This is a genomic window from Ruegeria sp. CH2, from assembly GCF_056537065.1.
The window spans coordinates 25,865-40,743 of the sequence record NZ_JBQFQV010000009.1; the positions used below are offsets into that span (position 1 = coordinate 25,865).

At 56.4% G+C, this 14,879-nt stretch carries 16 protein-coding genes; 3 read left to right on the forward strand and 13 right to left on the reverse strand.

Annotation, left to right across the window (positions count from 1 at the left end; translation table 11 throughout):
- Nucleotides 1-4: 4 nt before the first annotated feature.
- The gene (locus ACR0M9_RS13090; RefSeq protein WP_480773805.1) at nucleotides 5-361 is read right to left on the reverse strand and encodes a c-type cytochrome; all 357 of its coding nucleotides are present in this window, start codon (nucleotides 359-361) and stop codon (nucleotides 5-7) included.
- Between the two features lie 2 nt (nucleotides 362-363).
- On the opposite strand from ACR0M9_RS13090, the gene ACR0M9_RS13095 reads away from it, so the two are divergent.
- From ACR0M9_RS13095 to ACR0M9_RS13105, 3 genes are all read left to right on the forward strand, one after another.
- Complete coding sequence (locus ACR0M9_RS13095) at nucleotides 364-1,404, forward strand: LysR family transcriptional regulator (RefSeq protein WP_480773806.1); 1,041 nt, start codon at nucleotides 364-366, stop codon at nucleotides 1,402-1,404.
- Nucleotides 1,405-1,704: 300 nt separating this feature from the next.
- Nucleotides 1,705-2,634, forward strand: coding sequence for an MBL fold metallo-hydrolase (locus tag ACR0M9_RS13100; protein WP_480773807.1), 930 nt, complete (start codon nucleotides 1,705-1,707; stop codon nucleotides 2,632-2,634).
- Entirely contained in the window at nucleotides 2,631-3,575 is a 945-nt protein-coding gene (locus tag ACR0M9_RS13105) for an MBL fold metallo-hydrolase (protein ID WP_480773808.1), read from the forward strand. The genes ACR0M9_RS13100 and ACR0M9_RS13105 overlap by 4 nt, the downstream gene beginning before the upstream one ends.
- A 1-nt stretch (nucleotide 3,576) precedes the next feature.
- Here ACR0M9_RS13105 and ACR0M9_RS13110 read toward each other — a convergent pair whose 3' ends face one another.
- The 12 genes from ACR0M9_RS13110 to soxX all read right to left on the reverse strand — a co-directional run bounded on the left by ACR0M9_RS13110 (nucleotide 3,577) and on the right by soxX (nucleotide 14,791).
- Nucleotides 3,577-4,635: a YeeE/YedE family protein gene (locus tag ACR0M9_RS13110; protein ID WP_480773809.1), complete on the reverse strand. Its 1,059-nt coding sequence runs from the start codon at nucleotides 4,633-4,635 to the stop codon at nucleotides 3,577-3,579.
- A 52-nt stretch (nucleotides 4,636-4,687) separates the two neighbouring features.
- Entirely contained in the window at nucleotides 4,688-5,911 is a 1,224-nt protein-coding gene (gene hemA, locus ACR0M9_RS13115) for a 5-aminolevulinate synthase (protein WP_480773810.1), read from the reverse strand.
- Nucleotide 5,912: 1 nt separating this feature from the next.
- On the reverse strand, nucleotides 5,913-6,347 hold the full coding sequence (locus tag ACR0M9_RS13120; RefSeq protein WP_267366782.1) for a DUF302 domain-containing protein: 435 nt from the start codon (nucleotides 6,345-6,347) through the stop codon (nucleotides 5,913-5,915).
- Between the two features lie 80 nt (nucleotides 6,348-6,427).
- Nucleotides 6,428-7,690 (reverse strand): FCSD flavin-binding domain-containing protein, encoded by a 1,263-nt coding sequence (locus ACR0M9_RS13125; RefSeq protein WP_480773811.1) that lies wholly within the window; start codon nucleotides 7,688-7,690, stop codon nucleotides 6,428-6,430.
- Between the two features lie 25 nt (nucleotides 7,691-7,715).
- Complete coding sequence (locus tag ACR0M9_RS13130) at nucleotides 7,716-8,396, reverse strand: c-type cytochrome (protein ID WP_480773812.1); 681 nt, start codon at nucleotides 8,394-8,396, stop codon at nucleotides 7,716-7,718.
- Nucleotides 8,397-8,425: 29 nt separating this feature from the next.
- Nucleotides 8,426-9,466 carry a c-type cytochrome gene (locus tag ACR0M9_RS13135; RefSeq protein ID WP_480773813.1) on the reverse strand — a complete coding sequence of 347 codons (1,041 nt, stop codon included), beginning with the start codon at nucleotides 9,464-9,466 and terminating at the stop codon, nucleotides 8,426-8,428.
- Nucleotides 9,450-10,721, reverse strand: a complete 1,272-nt coding sequence (gene soxC / locus ACR0M9_RS13140) for a sulfite dehydrogenase (RefSeq protein WP_480773814.1) — start codon at nucleotides 10,719-10,721, stop codon at nucleotides 9,450-9,452. Before soxC ends, ACR0M9_RS13135 begins: the two co-directional genes overlap by 17 nt.
- A 65-nt stretch (nucleotides 10,722-10,786) precedes the next feature.
- Nucleotides 10,787-12,484: a thiosulfohydrolase SoxB gene (gene soxB / locus ACR0M9_RS13145; RefSeq protein ID WP_480773815.1), complete on the reverse strand. Its 1,698-nt coding sequence runs from the start codon at nucleotides 12,482-12,484 to the stop codon at nucleotides 10,787-10,789.
- Between the two features lie 87 nt (nucleotides 12,485-12,571).
- Nucleotides 12,572-13,417 (reverse strand): sulfur oxidation c-type cytochrome SoxA, encoded by an 846-nt coding sequence (gene soxA, locus ACR0M9_RS13150; RefSeq protein WP_480539213.1) that lies wholly within the window; start codon nucleotides 13,415-13,417, stop codon nucleotides 12,572-12,574.
- 70 nt (nucleotides 13,418-13,487) lie between these two features.
- Nucleotides 13,488-13,817 (reverse strand): thiosulfate oxidation carrier complex protein SoxZ, encoded by a 330-nt coding sequence (gene soxZ, locus ACR0M9_RS13155; RefSeq protein ID WP_209507503.1) that lies wholly within the window; start codon nucleotides 13,815-13,817, stop codon nucleotides 13,488-13,490.
- 34 nt (nucleotides 13,818-13,851) lie between these two features.
- Nucleotides 13,852-14,268: a thiosulfate oxidation carrier protein SoxY gene (soxY, locus tag ACR0M9_RS13160; RefSeq protein ID WP_209507502.1), complete on the reverse strand. Its 417-nt coding sequence runs from the start codon at nucleotides 14,266-14,268 to the stop codon at nucleotides 13,852-13,854.
- Nucleotides 14,269-14,314: 46 nt separating this feature from the next.
- A complete protein-coding gene (soxX, locus tag ACR0M9_RS13165; protein WP_267366181.1) occupies nucleotides 14,315-14,791 on the reverse strand; it encodes a sulfur oxidation c-type cytochrome SoxX in 477 nt (158 codons plus the stop codon).
- Nucleotides 14,792-14,879 lie beyond the last annotated feature (88 nt).

Consider the following 14,879-nt stretch of genomic DNA (forward strand, 5'->3'; position numbering starts at 1 on the left):
TCCTTTAATTTTCTGGTGCTCTGTAAGCTTTGTGACAGGCCGAGCAGGCTCCGCCAAGTTGGCCCATCGCCCCTTTCAGGGCTTCAACATCCTGACCTGCCGCAGCCTGCATCGCAACAGCGGCATCGGCCAGTGCCTGCCCTTTAGCGCCGACATCTGCAAAGTTCTCCCAAATAGTGGGCAAGGCGCGGGTGGACGGGTCTGACACATTATCCGATCCGGCTGGCCACATCGCGGATTGGTCGATCTGCGACACGACGACGATATTATTTGCGGCACGCGTAGCCGCTTCGGCATCATACTCTGCCTCTCCCTTGGCCATGGCACCCAGCGTGCCAAGGTTGAAAGCGTAAAGCTGCATAATTGAAGTCCGCGCTTTTACGGCCGGGTTTTCGCTATCCTGAGCAATTGCAGTTCCAACTACGGCCAAGGACAAAAGACCTGCCGCAAAGATCGAAGATTTCTTCATCATGGTGTGGCTCCCTGTTTAATGTGCCATATGATAGCTTGAACGATTTTTCTTGTAATTGTTTGTTATTCGGCCTCACCTGTTCATTTATGAACAACGACAATTGGGACAATATTCGGTATGCCCTCGCCGTCAGCAAACACGGCTCGTTGAATGCGGCGGCAACAGCCCTGGGCGTTGCACATGCAACCGTCCTGCGCAGGGTTGCCGCCTTTGAACACCGATATGGCTGCGCTGTTTTTCGGAAAGACCCGTCGGGGTATTCGGTTCTTCCTGAAGCCAGAACAATTCTGTCCGCCATGGAAAGCGTTGAAGACGCCGTACTTTCGGTCGAACGCGCCGTTGTGGGCGCAAATCGTTCGCCTGCGGGTCATGTGCGTATCGCGTCCACGGACAGCCTTTGCCAGTTTGTCCTGCCACAGATACTAAACTCAATTTCCGCTCTCTACCCCAGCCTCGAACTGACGATCCTCAGCGGAAACAGCCACCATGATCTGACCAGGTTAACCGCAGATATAGTTGTCCGCCCTTCGGTTCAACTAGGTGAAGGCTTGACTGGAGAGCGCGCAGGAACGTTGCGCTTCGGGGTTTATAGTGACGGTACCCATGATCAAAAATGGATGCGGCTTGATGGGGCCCTCAGCCGTTCACTCCCGGCCAAATGGTTGGCTGAACATGTTCGCGCTGATGACATGACAAACGGAGCAGACAGTTTTCTGGTGCTTCAGCAGATGGTTGCATCCGGTGTGGGGAGAGCTTTTTTACCTGCGTTTATAGGCGACGCTGATCCCCGGCTTCATAGGTTGAACAACATTGATCCCCGAATCGAGGTTCCACTTTGGGTCGCAACGCTAGAGGAAATCGCACACACGCCAAGATTTGCGGTCGTGCAACGGGCACTGGTTGAACACCTGCCGCATGCACTGGCTGGGTGACGTCACAACTAAAGTGAATTGGTGGGTCATTTGGCGTTGAAATCTCCGGCAAGTCGTGGCGGGTGCCCTGCACCTGCAACAAGACGTCCTGCGCCGCGATGCTCAGGTTTTCACCGCCGCTCCAGATAGTCCTTACTGAACCTGTTTCGCCAAGACGTGTCAAAGGTACTTTGGGAAGGGCCAGATATGCGACACCTTGCTGCGAACGTTCCAACGCAAGTGGTGAAAAGCCCCAGAGAGAATGTGCCGCCCGTGCCATTCATCATTTACAAATATAAACATTCATCTTATTGATTTTGTATGAGCAGAGACCCAAATTTCTCCCGGCGGAACTTCCTGTCCCAAGGCGCATGTCTGGCGGCGCTCTGCCTGCGACCCAGCTTTGCGGTTGCGGAAATGACACTTGGCCAATCGGCAAGGATATCAACTTTGGCAGATGGGTATCTGTCATTGCCGCCCGAAATGGTCTTTGGGGCAATGCCCGAGGCAGAGCTGACAGAACTTCTGAACCGCTATCAGGCAGATCTGACCAGTTACGAGCCCGAGTGCAACATCGTGCTCTACCGCGATGACCAGAATACCATACTGTTCGACGTTGGGGCCGGGCCGGATTTCATGCAAACCGCTGGCAAACTTCCGGAAACTCTGGACGCCGTCGGGTTATATCCGGATGAGGTCACGCAGGTGATATTCACCCATGCGCATCCGGATCACATCTGGGGTGTGCTGGACGACTTCGGAGATCCCCTCTTTCCCAATGCCAGATATCATTTTGGCCGCAAGGAATGGGATTATTGGTGGAACCCTGCAACCGTTGACACGATAGGAGCCGACCGCACGGCATTCGCGGTGGGCGCAAAGCGGCGCATGGAAGCCATCGAAGACATGGTTGCATTCTTTGATGATGGGCAGGAAATCCTTCCCGGTATCGCAGCACGCGCTAGTTTCGGGCACACGCCAGGACATATGGCGTTCGAAATTCGCAAAGGCGGTGACGCGGTGATGGTCGTGGGCGATGCGCTCGGCAATCCACACGTCGCGTTCGAGCGTCCAGACTGGCTGAGCGGTACGGATCAGGACCCCGGCGCCGCGGCAAGTGCCCGGAAATCGCTGCTGGATCAGATTTCTCATGCCCAAATGAAGATTATTGGATTCCATTTGCCAAATGGCGGAATTGGCCGTGTCGAAAAGGCCGGTTCGACCTATCGATTTATTGGAGAGCCTGCATGATGCGCGCATTGTTGATTGCCTGTACCCTGGCCACGCAAACCTGGGCCAGTGAGGATATTGCAGACCAGTACCCGCAGAGCGTTCTTTACTCGAAACCTGTCGAATTTATTCCCGGCGTCTTTTCCGCCATCGGTGCAACCGCACCCCCGACTTATGAGAATTCGGGCCACAACAATAACCTCAGCTTTATCGTAACCGGAGAGGGCGTTGTTGTCATCAACGGTGGCGCGGCCTATGTGCTTGCCGAAGCGCTTCATAAGGAGATTCAAGCGCTCACGGATCAGCCCGTGATGCTTGTCTTCAACGAAAACGGTCAGGGGCACGCTATGCTGGGGAACGCCTACTGGTCGGAACTTGGGGTGCCCATCGTCGCTCATTCAGATGCTGCGGCTGAATTCGAAGAATATGGGCCTCAAATCCTTGAAGGGATGCAGGCATATAACAAGGACAAGGCAAAAGGAACGTTTTTGGCCGGTCCGACAGAAACGTTTGACGATGAATACGTTGTCGAACTCGGCGATTTTCGCATCGAGGCCAAACATCTTGGACCTGCGCACAGCCCCGGCGACATTTCGATCTGGTTGCCCAATCAAAGCCTTGTCATCGCCGGTGACATGGCATTTCACGAACGTATGCTGCCGATCTTTCAGGACACCTACACTGCAGATTGGCTTGAGACCTGGGACAACGAATTCGAGGCACTGGAAGCCAGATATGTGATCCCCGGGCACGGTCATCCTACGAACATGGATCAGGTGCGCCGGTATACACGCGACTATCTGATCTACCTGCGCGCAAAGATCCAGGAACATATGGATGCTGGCGGGGATCTGGCCGAGGCCTATTACGTCGACCAAAGCCCTTATGCCCATTTGGACACGTTCGAAGAACTGGCCACGAAAAACGCGGGTCGGGTCTACGAACAGATGGAATTCGAATAAGTCAGGACCGCCGAAGAACGGGCATTCGCATCATCATCCGATGGGTGGCGACGGCCCCGACCCACATCGAGAAGACGGCAAGCCACGCAGTCAGCGACAAGGCCGATCCCCCGGACAATCCGGCACCAACGGCGCAGCCACCTGCCAACATTGCACCAAAGCCCATCAAGACGGCCCCGACAAGGTAACGCTCCATCGGAGTATCCGGGCCGAACTGTTCGATCTTCCACTCGCCGGACAGAACGGCAGAAACAGCGGCGCCAATTGCAACGCCCGGAACCAGACCAATGCCAAAGGACAGCGCAATGTTCCGTTCGGCCACCAGCGCCATCAATGTATCCGTTGCCGGGCCGGTGAACGTGACCGAAGACACCGGCACGACTTCGAAGGAGGCTTGTGCAATCGCAAATGTCATCAACCAGCCAAGCGCCACGGCGACACCAACTCCGGCGGCCGTGACAATCTTTGTCACTGTCACCTGCTGGCGCACTGCAAACACGACGGCCAGAACAAAGGTCCCTGCGGCAAAGACTGTGTACGCGATGGGCGAAAACCCAAGTAGTGCCGAAAGGTCGCGCGCATTGCCACCTGCGATCGTCCAAATACCGGAGAGCGTCTCGCGCGCGGGGCTGAGCACACCCGTGTAAGCCGCTTGCGCGACCAACGTCAGAACCAACCCCGTCACCATTGCCCGCAGGTTGCCGCATGAGGCCAACACCAACAGGCGCGACGCGCATCCGCGCGCCAAAATCATTCCGACGCCAAACATAAGACCGCCGATCACCGCCCCGCTCAGGCTGCCTGTTGACGCAATCGAACGCGCCCCGGACAAATCCAGCCATTCAATCGAAACGAACCCCTGAACCAGGGTCAGCGCCGACGTGAATGCGATCAGCCAGACGGCCAGACGGGGCCCAAGCTCGCCCTCAGCGACTTCAACAGTGGATGCCCGCAAGCAGAAATGAGATTTCTGAGCGGTAACTCCAAACAGGATGCCAACAAGCAAACCGGCTACAGCCAATGTGCCCGAATCTCCCAGCAGATCGATGAGGCGTTCCATAGACAAAAACTCTCACCTTTTTACGTGCCCGTCTTTGCCTTTCGTCAAGTTCTCACTGTGCAGCCATTGGCTTGCGCGCAAGCTGACACTGTGTCCACAACGCACCCAATGCCTCGACCAACCGGGTTACATCTTCTGACGAATGTACAGGTGACGGTGTGATCCGAAGACGTTCGGTGCCTTTCGGGACAGTGGGATAGTTTATCGGCTGGATATAAATCCCATAGTCGCGCATCAAGACATCCGAGATAAAGCGGCACTTAACCGGGTCGCCGACCATGACCGGGATTATGTGGCTTGGGTTGGGTGTGTGCGGTATGCCCAAAGCGTCCAGCCTGCCGCGAACCTCGCTTACGCGTTGCTGATGCAAACACCGTTCCGCATTGCTTTGCTTGAGGTGCCGAACGGATGCTGCGGCACCGGCGGCGACGGCCGGGGGCAATGCGGTGGTAAAGATAAACCCGCTGGCAAAGGAACGGACAAAGTCGACAAGTTCCTTTGACGCCGCGATGTATCCACCAACCACGCCGAACGCTTTGCCCAACGTGCCTTCGATGACCGTCAGGCGATCCATCAACCCTTCGCGTTCGGCGATGCCACCACCACGCGGCCCATACAGCCCTACTGCATGAACCTCGTCCAGATAGGTCATCGCGCCGTACCGATCCGCCAGATCGCAGATTTCGGCGATTGGTGCTATATCGCCATCCATCGAGTACACACTTTCAAACGCGATCAGTTTTGGCGAGTTGGACGGCAGGTTCATGAGATGTCGTTCAAGGTCCTTCAAATCGTTATGCTTCCAGACCCGCTTTGCGCAACGACTGTGGCGGATACCCTCGATCATCGACGCGTGGTTCAATTCGTCGGACAGAACCGTGATACCGGGAATTCGAGAGGCCAGAGTTCCCAAAGCAGCCCAATTTGAAACATACCCGGACGTGAATAGCAGCGCTGCTTCCTTGCCATGCAGATCTGCAAGCTCGCGCTCAAGCAGAACATGCTCATGCGCGGTCCCCGAAATATTCCGGGTCCCGCCAGCCCCTGCGCCGCAGCTATCAATCGCCCGGTGCATGGCTGCCAGAACCTTTGGATGCTGACCCATTCCCAGATAGTCGTTCGAGCACCAGACAGTGACTTTCTCAGGTCCGTTTTCTGCGTGGTTGTGTGCAGTTGGAAATGCTCCGCAATGACGCTCAAGCTCGGCGAAGACCCGGTAATTTCCTTCGTCCTGCAATTGCCTCAACTGGTCACGAAAATACTGTTGGTAGTCCATGTCAGTTTCCAACGGCTTCTTCTACGATACCGGCCAACAGGGCTTCGACTTTCTCCATCGGTCCGTCAGGATAGCTTCGGTAGCCCACTTTGACACCGCCTTCGTCCTCGGCCACGAAGATCCCGTAGGGGCAATAGCCGATATTCATCGGGTCGGCCTCCATCATCTCGCGCGAGAGCTTTGCGGAACAGAAGATAAATATCTCAGCGGCTGTGAAGATTTGCTTGTCGCTGCCGACATCCGCCCCCGTCCGATTCAGCATCTCACCAACATGGCTCACATAATCGATAACCAGCCCCTGCCCAACAATTGCTGATTCAACGGCAAAGGTTGCATCATCAAAGCTCCCATCAAAGGGAACGGCAATGACCTCCTCAGCAATAACCGGGTTTGCCAATACAACTGAAAGTGCGGCTGATGCGATAAAGTGTTTCATGATGATGTTCCTCCTCCTGAACCACATTTCTTCAGATTTCACCGCCAAGGCTTTGACACCGGTCAAAGCCTTGGCGTTTCTTAGCCGAACATGTCCGATGTGATGCCGGCATACCAACCCAGCGACTCTTGGTAGGTTGCTTTTCTCAGGTCGGAATTCTCGCCGGTCTGGCTGATAAAGCCGTCCACCTTGGCAATTTTTTCAGGCGTCGCTTCATAAGTGGCACCGACCTTGACCCCGTCATCCGTATCAATGAGAGACCAGCACGTGTTCGAGAACTTGGCCGGGAAGATCTTTGATCCGGTCAATGCGCCACGAACCGCATTGGCACAGACTTTCGCCTGGCTGTTGGCCGAAAAACCGGATTTCGGCATGTCGCCTTGCTGACTGGCATCACCAAGAACATAGATGTCAGGGTCAGCTTTCGATGACATGTTCACCGCGTTCACCGGTGCCCAGTTGCCATCGGTTACACCGGCCATTTCCGCAATACGCCCGGCTTTCATGGCCGGGATCACGTTGCAGACGTCGACCTTGGTTTCTTCACCGTCGATGGTCACCGTCATGGCATCCGGATTGACCGAGACATTGCCGCCGCCAAAATCCTCTCCGATCCAGTCGATCATGCCTTCGTAATGGTCGGCCCAACCTTCCTGGAACAAAGACATCTTGGAAAATTTGGCCTTCGGATCAGCAATGATGATTTTCGCTGTCGGATTGTTCGCCTTCAGCACATGCGCAACCATCGAAACCCGCTCATAAGGTCCGGGCGGGCAACGGTACGGGTTCGGCGGTGCGACCATCGCAAAGGTTCCACCCTCGGGCATCGCCATAACCTGCGCCTTCAACAGCTCGGTTTGAGAGCCCGCCTTATACGCATGCGGCATCTTGTTCTGTGCAGTTACATCCCACCCCTCGACCGCGCCATCGACAAAGTCGATACCCGGGCTCAGGATCAATTTGTCATAAGGAATAGATCCGCCACCCGCCAATGAGACAGTTTTGGCGTCACGATCGACACCCACGGCCCAATCGTGAACCACGTTGATACCGTATTTTGCGGCAAGCGTGCCATAGCTGTGCGCAATGTCCGAAAGCTCTTGAAACCCGCCCAGATACAGGTTCGAGAAAAAACAGGTGTAATATGTTTTGGACGGCTCGATCAGAATGACATCAATCTCACCCTTGCTGTCTTTGGCGATATAGCGCGCCGCGGTTGCGCCGCCTGCCCCGCCCCCGACCACCACGACACGGGGCTTGCCCTGCGCCAGCACCATCGGGGCCGACAGCCCGGCAGCAAGTACCCCTGCGGTTCCCAGAAATGTCCGTCTGTTGAGTGTCATCGCGTTTCCTCCCCCTTAGGCATTGTCACTGTGGGTTGTTGAAGTAAGCGGCCAATGCCGCGATCTCATCACTGCTCAGGCGGCCCGCGATCATCTGCATGACGGGATGCGGCCGCTGTTTGTCCTTGTAGGCGTGCATGGCGACAACAAAATCCTGGTCGGGCCAGTAAACGATCGAAGGAATCCCATCATCGCCACCCTCTATCTGGTGGCACGTCGTGCATTCGCTGCTCAGGTATTCGCCATATTCGGGATCGCCCTGAATCGCGAGGATTTCGGGGTTGACGGAATGGTCCGTTCCCTTTGCCGTTGGGTCGGCTTCGGGGATGTCTTGCGGGTTGTCGGAAAACACACGCAAATAGGCAATTACATTGGCCCGATCTTCCGGGTTCTCGAGCCCACGAAAGCTCATTCTGGTGCCGGATGCGAAGGCACGGGGGTTTTCAATGTAAGCCGACAATGTGTCGGCATGCCATTCCAGCCCCGAAGTACCCGCACGGATCAGGCTTTTGGAATAGGTGAACTCCGCAAGCCCGGCAGCCCGGCGGCCAAAAATACCATTCAGATGCGGACCGATCCTGTTTTCAGCGCCCGCGCCGACCTGATGACATCCTTCGCATTGGGCAAACACAAGTTTGCCAGCTGCTGCATCGCCAAGGTCCTCAGTCGCGGCGGCAGCGGTTGCCAAGATACTCGCAGCAAACATGACACCTGTTGCCCACCGCCGCCGCATGATCAGCTGCCGAACGACTTCAGGTAAACAATGACAGCGTCGATATCATCCTGTTTCTTGAGGCCGGCAAAGGACATACGTGTCCCCTTCATATAGGCTTTGGGCTTGGCCAGAAATGCAGCCATTTCTTCATCTGTCCAAACCAACCCATCCTCGGCAGCAGCTTTCATCGCCTGAGAGTACTTAAAGCCTTCGGCACCAGCCGCATTGGCACCGGCAACACCGTTCAGTGCCGGACCGGTGCGATGCTTGGCGCCGTCCCCGACCTGATGGCAGGACTTGCACTTCTTGAAAACTTTTTCGCCACTTTCGATCATCACGGGATCAAGTGCCGCTATGTCCTCAGCAGGTTCATCGACTTCGACGGATGCTTCTTCGGAAACAGCCGCCTGGTCCGGACTGTCAGCCCCGGCTTCGTCAGGCGTTACATCCAGAACGGCGGCGCGCTTGGTGATTTCCACGCCTTCTTTGCAATCCGTCATGCATGGCTCATCCGTCCAGAAATGCGCCTCGGCCGTTTCGCGGTCATCCACGATGAAACCCCCGGCATTCGGCATTTCCACTTCAAGGAAATTTTCGTGCGACAGCGTGAACTCATCATCAACGATGTCATTGGAATACAGTATATAGGCGACAATCGCGTAAACGTCGTCAGGCTCCAGCGTTTGTGCGTCTCCAAACGGCATCGAACGGTTCACATAGTCCCATACCGTCGAAAGGTGCGGCCAGTAAGAGCCCACTGTTTTCAGCGGGTCTTTATCTGCAAGCGTGCCCTCGCCGCCCGCCAGTTTCGGCCAGTTGTCCACACCTTCAGCAAAATCGCCATGACAGATCGCGCACCGTTCGGCAAAGACCTCTTCGCCGGTGAACACGTCGCCGGAACCTTCGGGCAATCCGGTTCCGTCAGGTGCAATGTCGTGGTCCCACGCCGCGATTTCTTCGGGCAACGCAGGGCGCCCAAGTCCAAGCTTGTCTGCATGGGCTGGAACCGCCACGCATAACCCAAGGGCCGAGGCGGCCAATAGCTTACGATACTTCGACATTTTCCGCCTCTCCGTTTTCCTTGATCCACCAGGTCTGGATACAATTGTTGTGGTAGATTGAGTTCTCGCCCCGCACGTCCCGCAGCTGAGCTTTGCTGGGTTGGACGTAACCGGTCGAATCCTTCGCGCGGGCCTGTAACAACATCTCTGAACCGTCCCAGTTATAGTCCAGATAAAACCGGGTCAGCGCCTTGTCTGTCCCGGAGGCCGCCAGACGTGCCGGAACCCAGTTCTTGCCACCATCCACCGACACGTCGACGCCGGTAATTGAGCCCCGCCCGGACCAGGCCAACCCGGTGATCACCAACGGCCCCGGCCCATGCGTGATCGGCGCTTGCGGGCTGGGCGATGTGACGACCGATTTGGCGTCCATGACCCATGTCCACTTGCGTGATGTTCCGTCTTCGAGAGTATCCGTATACTTGGATGTCTCTTCGCGGCTTTCGATAGCCATCTCGGTGACCTCGACCCGGCGCAACCACTTGACCCACATGTTGCCTTCCCAGCCGGGAACGACAAGACGAACGGGATATCCGTGCTCCTTGCGCAAAGCCTCACCATTGGCCTTGAACGCAACAAGTACGTCATCCATTGCCTTTTCCAGTGGGATCGAGCGACCATTCGAGGAAGCATCGGCGCCTTCTACGTAAACCCATTTGCCTTCGGGCTTTACCCCGGCCTCTTCCAGCAGAGTGCGCAGCGGAACACCGGAATATTCCATGTTGTGGATCATTCCGTGCGTGAACTGCGCGCCGTTGAGCTGCGCACCGGCCCATTCCATACCCGTATTGGCAGCGCATTCGCAGAAATAGATACGGTTTTCACGCGGGAAACGTTCCAGGTCTTCATATGTGAAAATCAGCGGAGTTTCGACCAGACCGTTGATCATCAGACGGTAGTCCGCCTTGCTCAGTTCGATCGCACCCGAATGGTGCCGCTCGAATGCGCATCCCTGCGGGGTGATCGTGCCGTCCAGCGCGTGGATCGGCGTGAAATTGATCGAACTGATTGTGTCTGCGGTCAACCACTCGACGTTGCGCCGTACGACATCACTCTCGAATTGGATTGGCAGGCCGTAGGGGGTTGCATCTACACCTTCGCCCGTTGCCTGTGCCCATTCCTGAACCTGAGTGATCAGCGGGTCAGGGCCTGCGGCGCGCGCCGCTGAGGCACCGACCGCACCTACGCCAACCGCGGCAGCACCGCTTAGAAACTGGCGACGCGATGGGGCTTTTGCCCTTGGATTCTCGCTCATTTTGTTTGCCTCCGTCATTCGATCAGCAAATCTTGTATTCAATGTTTGACATTCGGTTCGCGCTGTCAGGCTCCGATCACCTCGACCGATGTATTCGGCTCGACGGTGACGGTGCCCTGATTACGAATGTGGTTTTCGACGACATCCCAGATGGGCGGGCCTTCGGTGCCCTCGTTGACGCTGGCCCAACCGGCCACAACATAGGATTTCTCCGGATCAATCGCCTCACCCGTCTTGAGCAGGGTCATGTCGCTGATCCGCTGCCCTTGCGGTTTGGTAACATCGATACGGTACCCAAGGCCGCCGACACGCACCATGTCGCCACCCTGCTGGTAATAGGGATCGGGGTTGAACAGGTTGTCGCCAACATCCTCGAGGATCACGTGAATGAATTCACCCGTCATTTCCGTACGATACGCATTCGGATAGGACATCGAAGTGACGTTCCAGATATCCTCACGCGTGATCTCCTGACCGGGCAGGATCGACGGACCCCAGCGCACACCCGGCGACATGGCAATGTCTGCCTCGCGCTCGCTGATCAGTGCATCGCAGATCAGATCGTCCCACGTGCCATTGAAGTTTCCGCGCCGATAAAGCAGCGAGTCCGTCTTGCCGATCACTTCGCTTAGTGCCGCATCATATGGTGCACGCTGTTCGTTGATCAGGGCCGTGAGTGCCGGATCAGGTGCGATGACGTCTGAAAAGATCGGGATCAGCTTGTGCTTCAGCCCCATCATCTGGCCATCCCGCACGTCCAGATCAACGCGGCTGACGAATTTGCCGTTCGAGCCGGACGCGATAATATGCGTCTTTTCGACCAGAACCGGTTCAGGCAAAGCGTCATGGGTGTGACCGCTCAGGATTACGTCAATCCCTTGAACACGGCTCGCCATTTTTTTGTCCACGTCAAAGCCGTTATGGCTGAGGACGACGACCACATCGGCACCTGCGTCGCGCACCTCGTCCACCATGGCCTGCATGTTCTCATCCCGGATCCCGAACGAGTACTCCGGGAACATCCAACTGGGGTTGGCAATTGGCATATAGGGGAAAGCCTGTCCGATGACGGCAACCTTGGCCCCGCCGCGTTCGAAGAACTTGTAGGGCTTGAAAAGCTCCGCAGGTTCATCCCATTCCGCGTCAAAGATATTCTGACCCAGCGCCGCAAAAGGCAAACCTTCAACGATCTCGTTGACCCGCTCGCTGCCCAACGTGAACTCCCAATGGAATGTCATCGCATCGGGCTTGAGTGCATTCATCACGTTGACCATGTCCTGACCCGCCGTCTGATAGCAGGTATACGAGCCATGCCAGGTATCGCCCCCATCCAGCAACAGCGCATCTGGCCGGTCGGCACGGATGGCGTTGATAACGGTCGAAACCCGGTCAAGTCCTCCGACGCGGCCATAGGTCTTCGCCAATGAAGCAAAGTCATTGTAGGTCAGCGCATAGGCGGACGGGCTGCCATCGTCGATCCCGTAAGCCTTGCGAAACGCGGCCCCCGTCACATGCGGCATTTGCCCGCGCGCGTCTCCGATGCCCAGGTTGACCTCGGGCTCGCGGAAGTAGATCGGTTTGAGCTGCGCGTGGATATCCGTGATATGAATCAGGCTGATATTTCCAAAGGTCTCAAATTCCAGCAACTGGTCCTGGGTCAGGCTTTGCTGGGCCGCCAGCCTTGCCCAGTTCCCGAAACCGGATGCCCCGTACAGCGCTGAGGCCGCCATGGAGACCTGTAGAAAATCACGTCGCGATATCATTTGTCGGCTTTCCTGTTTCACATATAAATGTGTGAATGTAGTAGAAATGAAAAACCCGCGCCCGGGAATCCCGGCGCGGGTTCTTTGTTACTGACGCACGGCCGGCGTTTCGACCGAAAGCCCGTTGCCGCGCGATGCCACATAAAGCTCCAATGCCCGGAATTCGTCCGAACCTTCAGCAAAGGTTTCAGCGCGTGTATCACGAATACAGCCGCGGAAACGGTTGTGGCGCGAGATCAGCTTGGCCTGTTTCAGACGATAAGTCGGGAAACCGTTGACCATCCCTTGGCTCAGATGGTCGGCCCGGATCATGTTGCCCCAGTTGTCTTCGTGACAGTTGGCGCAGCTCAGCTCCAGCTGACCATATCGGGTGTAGTACATTTCCTTGCCCTGCTCCCAATATGGGGCAGCATCGCCATCAATGGCGACATTCATGGGCAGCCCTCGTGACTGAAAGGCAATCAGCGCGACCATGCCCTGCATATCGGCACCAGACCATTTCCACGCATCTGCTTCCATGCGTTCCGTACGGCACTTGTTGATCAGATCTTCCATCACAACCAGCTTGCCGGTATCCGCATCGACCTTCGGCATGGACGCCTGCAGCCCTTTGAAGCTTTCCACATCATCGTGGCACGAAGAGCAACTTTTGCCAGCCGCGCCATCGACAGCCTCATAAAGATCAGCCGCCTGGTCGACAAAAATCATAGCCGGGTTGTCGAAATCGTCGATCTGCAACGCCTGCGTTTCATCGGTTCTGAAATGCCACCCCGAGTAGATCGTATCGAAGTTCTCGACATGGGCCGGGGCCTCGGTCACCGAAACCATTTCCAGCTCTTCGTTGATCACCAGCTTGTCTTCGTCAGGTCCAGCTGCCACTGAAATCGGGAAAGCCAGAACTGCCGCGATCGCCGTGAGTGCTTTTTTATTCATTGCGTTCCTCCCTTGGGTGATCAGCGCAGGTTTTAAGCACCGGCGCTGATCTGCCGTTACGGTCGAGCCGTCAGGCGATCTCGATCGGTTTTTTTGTGTCGTAAACGGACCCGTCATCGTCATACCACGTGAAAACGAATTCCCCGGCTTCAGGCACGGTTGCATCGAACTGAAAGTACGGGTTTGTCGAAATCGCCGGCTCCATCGTCACGTCTATCACCAGCTCTCCGTTAAACTCGCAGGTGAACCGATTGATGATCGAGCGCGGAATGACGTTGCCTTCCTTATCCTTACGCTGGCCACTTTCCATATTGTGGCTGATCAGTGTTTTGATCGTGATTGCTTCGCCAGCAGCGGCTGTTTTTGGAACCTTGACGCGGGGTTTTACACCGGATGCCATTGGTTGTTCTCCTGTTCTTCAGGGCGCGTGGCGATCAGCCGCCGCAGCCGCCAATTGTCACTTTTACGGTTGCCGAAGCCTTGGCAAAGCTACCATCAGCCATTTTGGCCACAGCAATGACATCTTGCGTTCCTGCAAGACGAATGCGGGTCGAAGCCGCCTGCGCAGCAGCCAGCGGGCCAAAGTTGAACGTGGCAACGCCGGGCTCGGGGTTTCCAGCCGCTACGATCAGAATTGCTGCCGCACCCGGCGCGCTGACTTCGATCGGAACGGTATTTCCGTTCTCGGCAATTTCCGGCGCCGTCAGCGTCACACCGCCGTCGGCCATGTCTGCACCGCCAGTAAACGCGGCTATCGCGTCTTCCGCAGCCGCATTTGCGCGGAACGGCATCAGGGTCAGGACCGCAGCGCCCAGACCAAGAGCCAGAGTCTCGCGACGAGAAAATTCCATTTTCAATCTCCTTTGGATCCTCACGAATTCACGCCTGAAAGCGTGATTATTGTTCTTTTAGGGTTGCGAGGAACGCGACGACGTCCTCGATTTCCTGTGCAGTCAGGATTGACGTCAAAGGCCCTGACGGGGCTTTGCCCGTATAGGCGTCGCCCGGGCGGATATAGCCGTCATCCTTGTAGAAAGCCGGCATGACCGTTCCGTCAAACGTCATCTTGGCATTTGCGACCAGTCCTCGAAGCTCCGCCTCGGACCACCGGTCCCCGGCCCCATCCAGCAGCGGACCGACTTCGCCATGGAACGGAATATCCGCCAAAGCCGTGACCTGATGACAGGCCACACAGTTGCCCTTGGATTTCTCGCCCACGATGACCGCACCGTTTGCCGCATCGCCAGCGACGCCGGTCAATGAAGCCTCCACCGCGCCATAATCGTCGAACTGTACCTCTTTTGGTCCTGTTTCTGCCGCGATGGCGGCACTGCCTGTTATGATACAAGCCAAAGTCAAGTGTCTCAGCTTCATGATCCCTCCCATTTGCTACCGCGCCGATGGCGCTTTGCGACCCAAAGCCTCTGTGTACCGTAGTCGACGGGCAGGGTTCATCGCAACA

Bases quoted from the DNA above. Each gene is read 5' to 3' on its own strand.
- ACR0M9_RS13090 (WP_480773805.1), bottom strand. From the start codon at position 361: ATGCAGCTTTACGCTTTCAACCTTGGCACGCTGGGTGCCATGGCCAAG.
- ACR0M9_RS13100 (WP_480773807.1), top strand. From the start codon at position 1,705: ATGAGCAGAGACCCAAATTTCTCCCGGCGGAACTTCCTGTCCCAAGGC.
- ACR0M9_RS13105 (WP_480773808.1), top strand. From the start codon at position 2,631: ATGATGCGCGCATTGTTGATTGCCTGTACCCTGGCCACGCAAACCTGG.
- ACR0M9_RS13110 (WP_480773809.1), bottom strand. From the start codon at position 4,635: ATGGAACGCCTCATCGATCTGCTGGGAGATTCGGGCACATTGGCTGTA.
- hemA (WP_480773810.1), bottom strand. From the start codon at position 5,911: ATGGACTACCAACAGTATTTTCGTGACCAGTTGAGGCAATTGCAGGAC.
- ACR0M9_RS13120 (WP_267366782.1), bottom strand. From the start codon at position 6,347: ATGAAACACTTTATCGCATCAGCCGCACTTTCAGTTGTATTGGCAAAC.
- ACR0M9_RS13125 (WP_480773811.1), bottom strand. From the start codon at position 7,690: ATGACACTCAACAGACGGACATTTCTGGGAACCGCAGGGGTACTTGCT.
- ACR0M9_RS13130 (WP_480773812.1), bottom strand. From the start codon at position 8,396: ATGTTTGCTGCGAGTATCTTGGCAACCGCTGCCGCCGCGACTGAGGAC.
- ACR0M9_RS13135 (WP_480773813.1), bottom strand. From the start codon at position 9,466: ATGTCGAAGTATCGTAAGCTATTGGCCGCCTCGGCCCTTGGGTTATGC.
- soxC (WP_480773814.1), bottom strand. From the start codon at position 10,721: ATGAGCGAGAATCCAAGGGCAAAAGCCCCATCGCGTCGCCAGTTTCTA.
- soxB (WP_480773815.1), bottom strand. From the start codon at position 12,484: ATGATATCGCGACGTGATTTTCTACAGGTCTCCATGGCGGCCTCAGCG.
- soxA (WP_480539213.1), bottom strand. From the start codon at position 13,417: ATGAATAAAAAAGCACTCACGGCGATCGCGGCAGTTCTGGCTTTCCCG.
- soxZ (WP_209507503.1), bottom strand. From the start codon at position 13,817: ATGGCATCCGGTGTAAAACCCCGCGTCAAGGTTCCAAAAACAGCCGCT.
- soxY (WP_209507502.1), bottom strand. From the start codon at position 14,268: ATGGAATTTTCTCGTCGCGAGACTCTGGCTCTTGGTCTGGGCGCTGCG.
- soxX (WP_267366181.1), bottom strand. From the start codon at position 14,791: ATGAAGCTGAGACACTTGACTTTGGCTTGTATCATAACAGGCAGTGCC.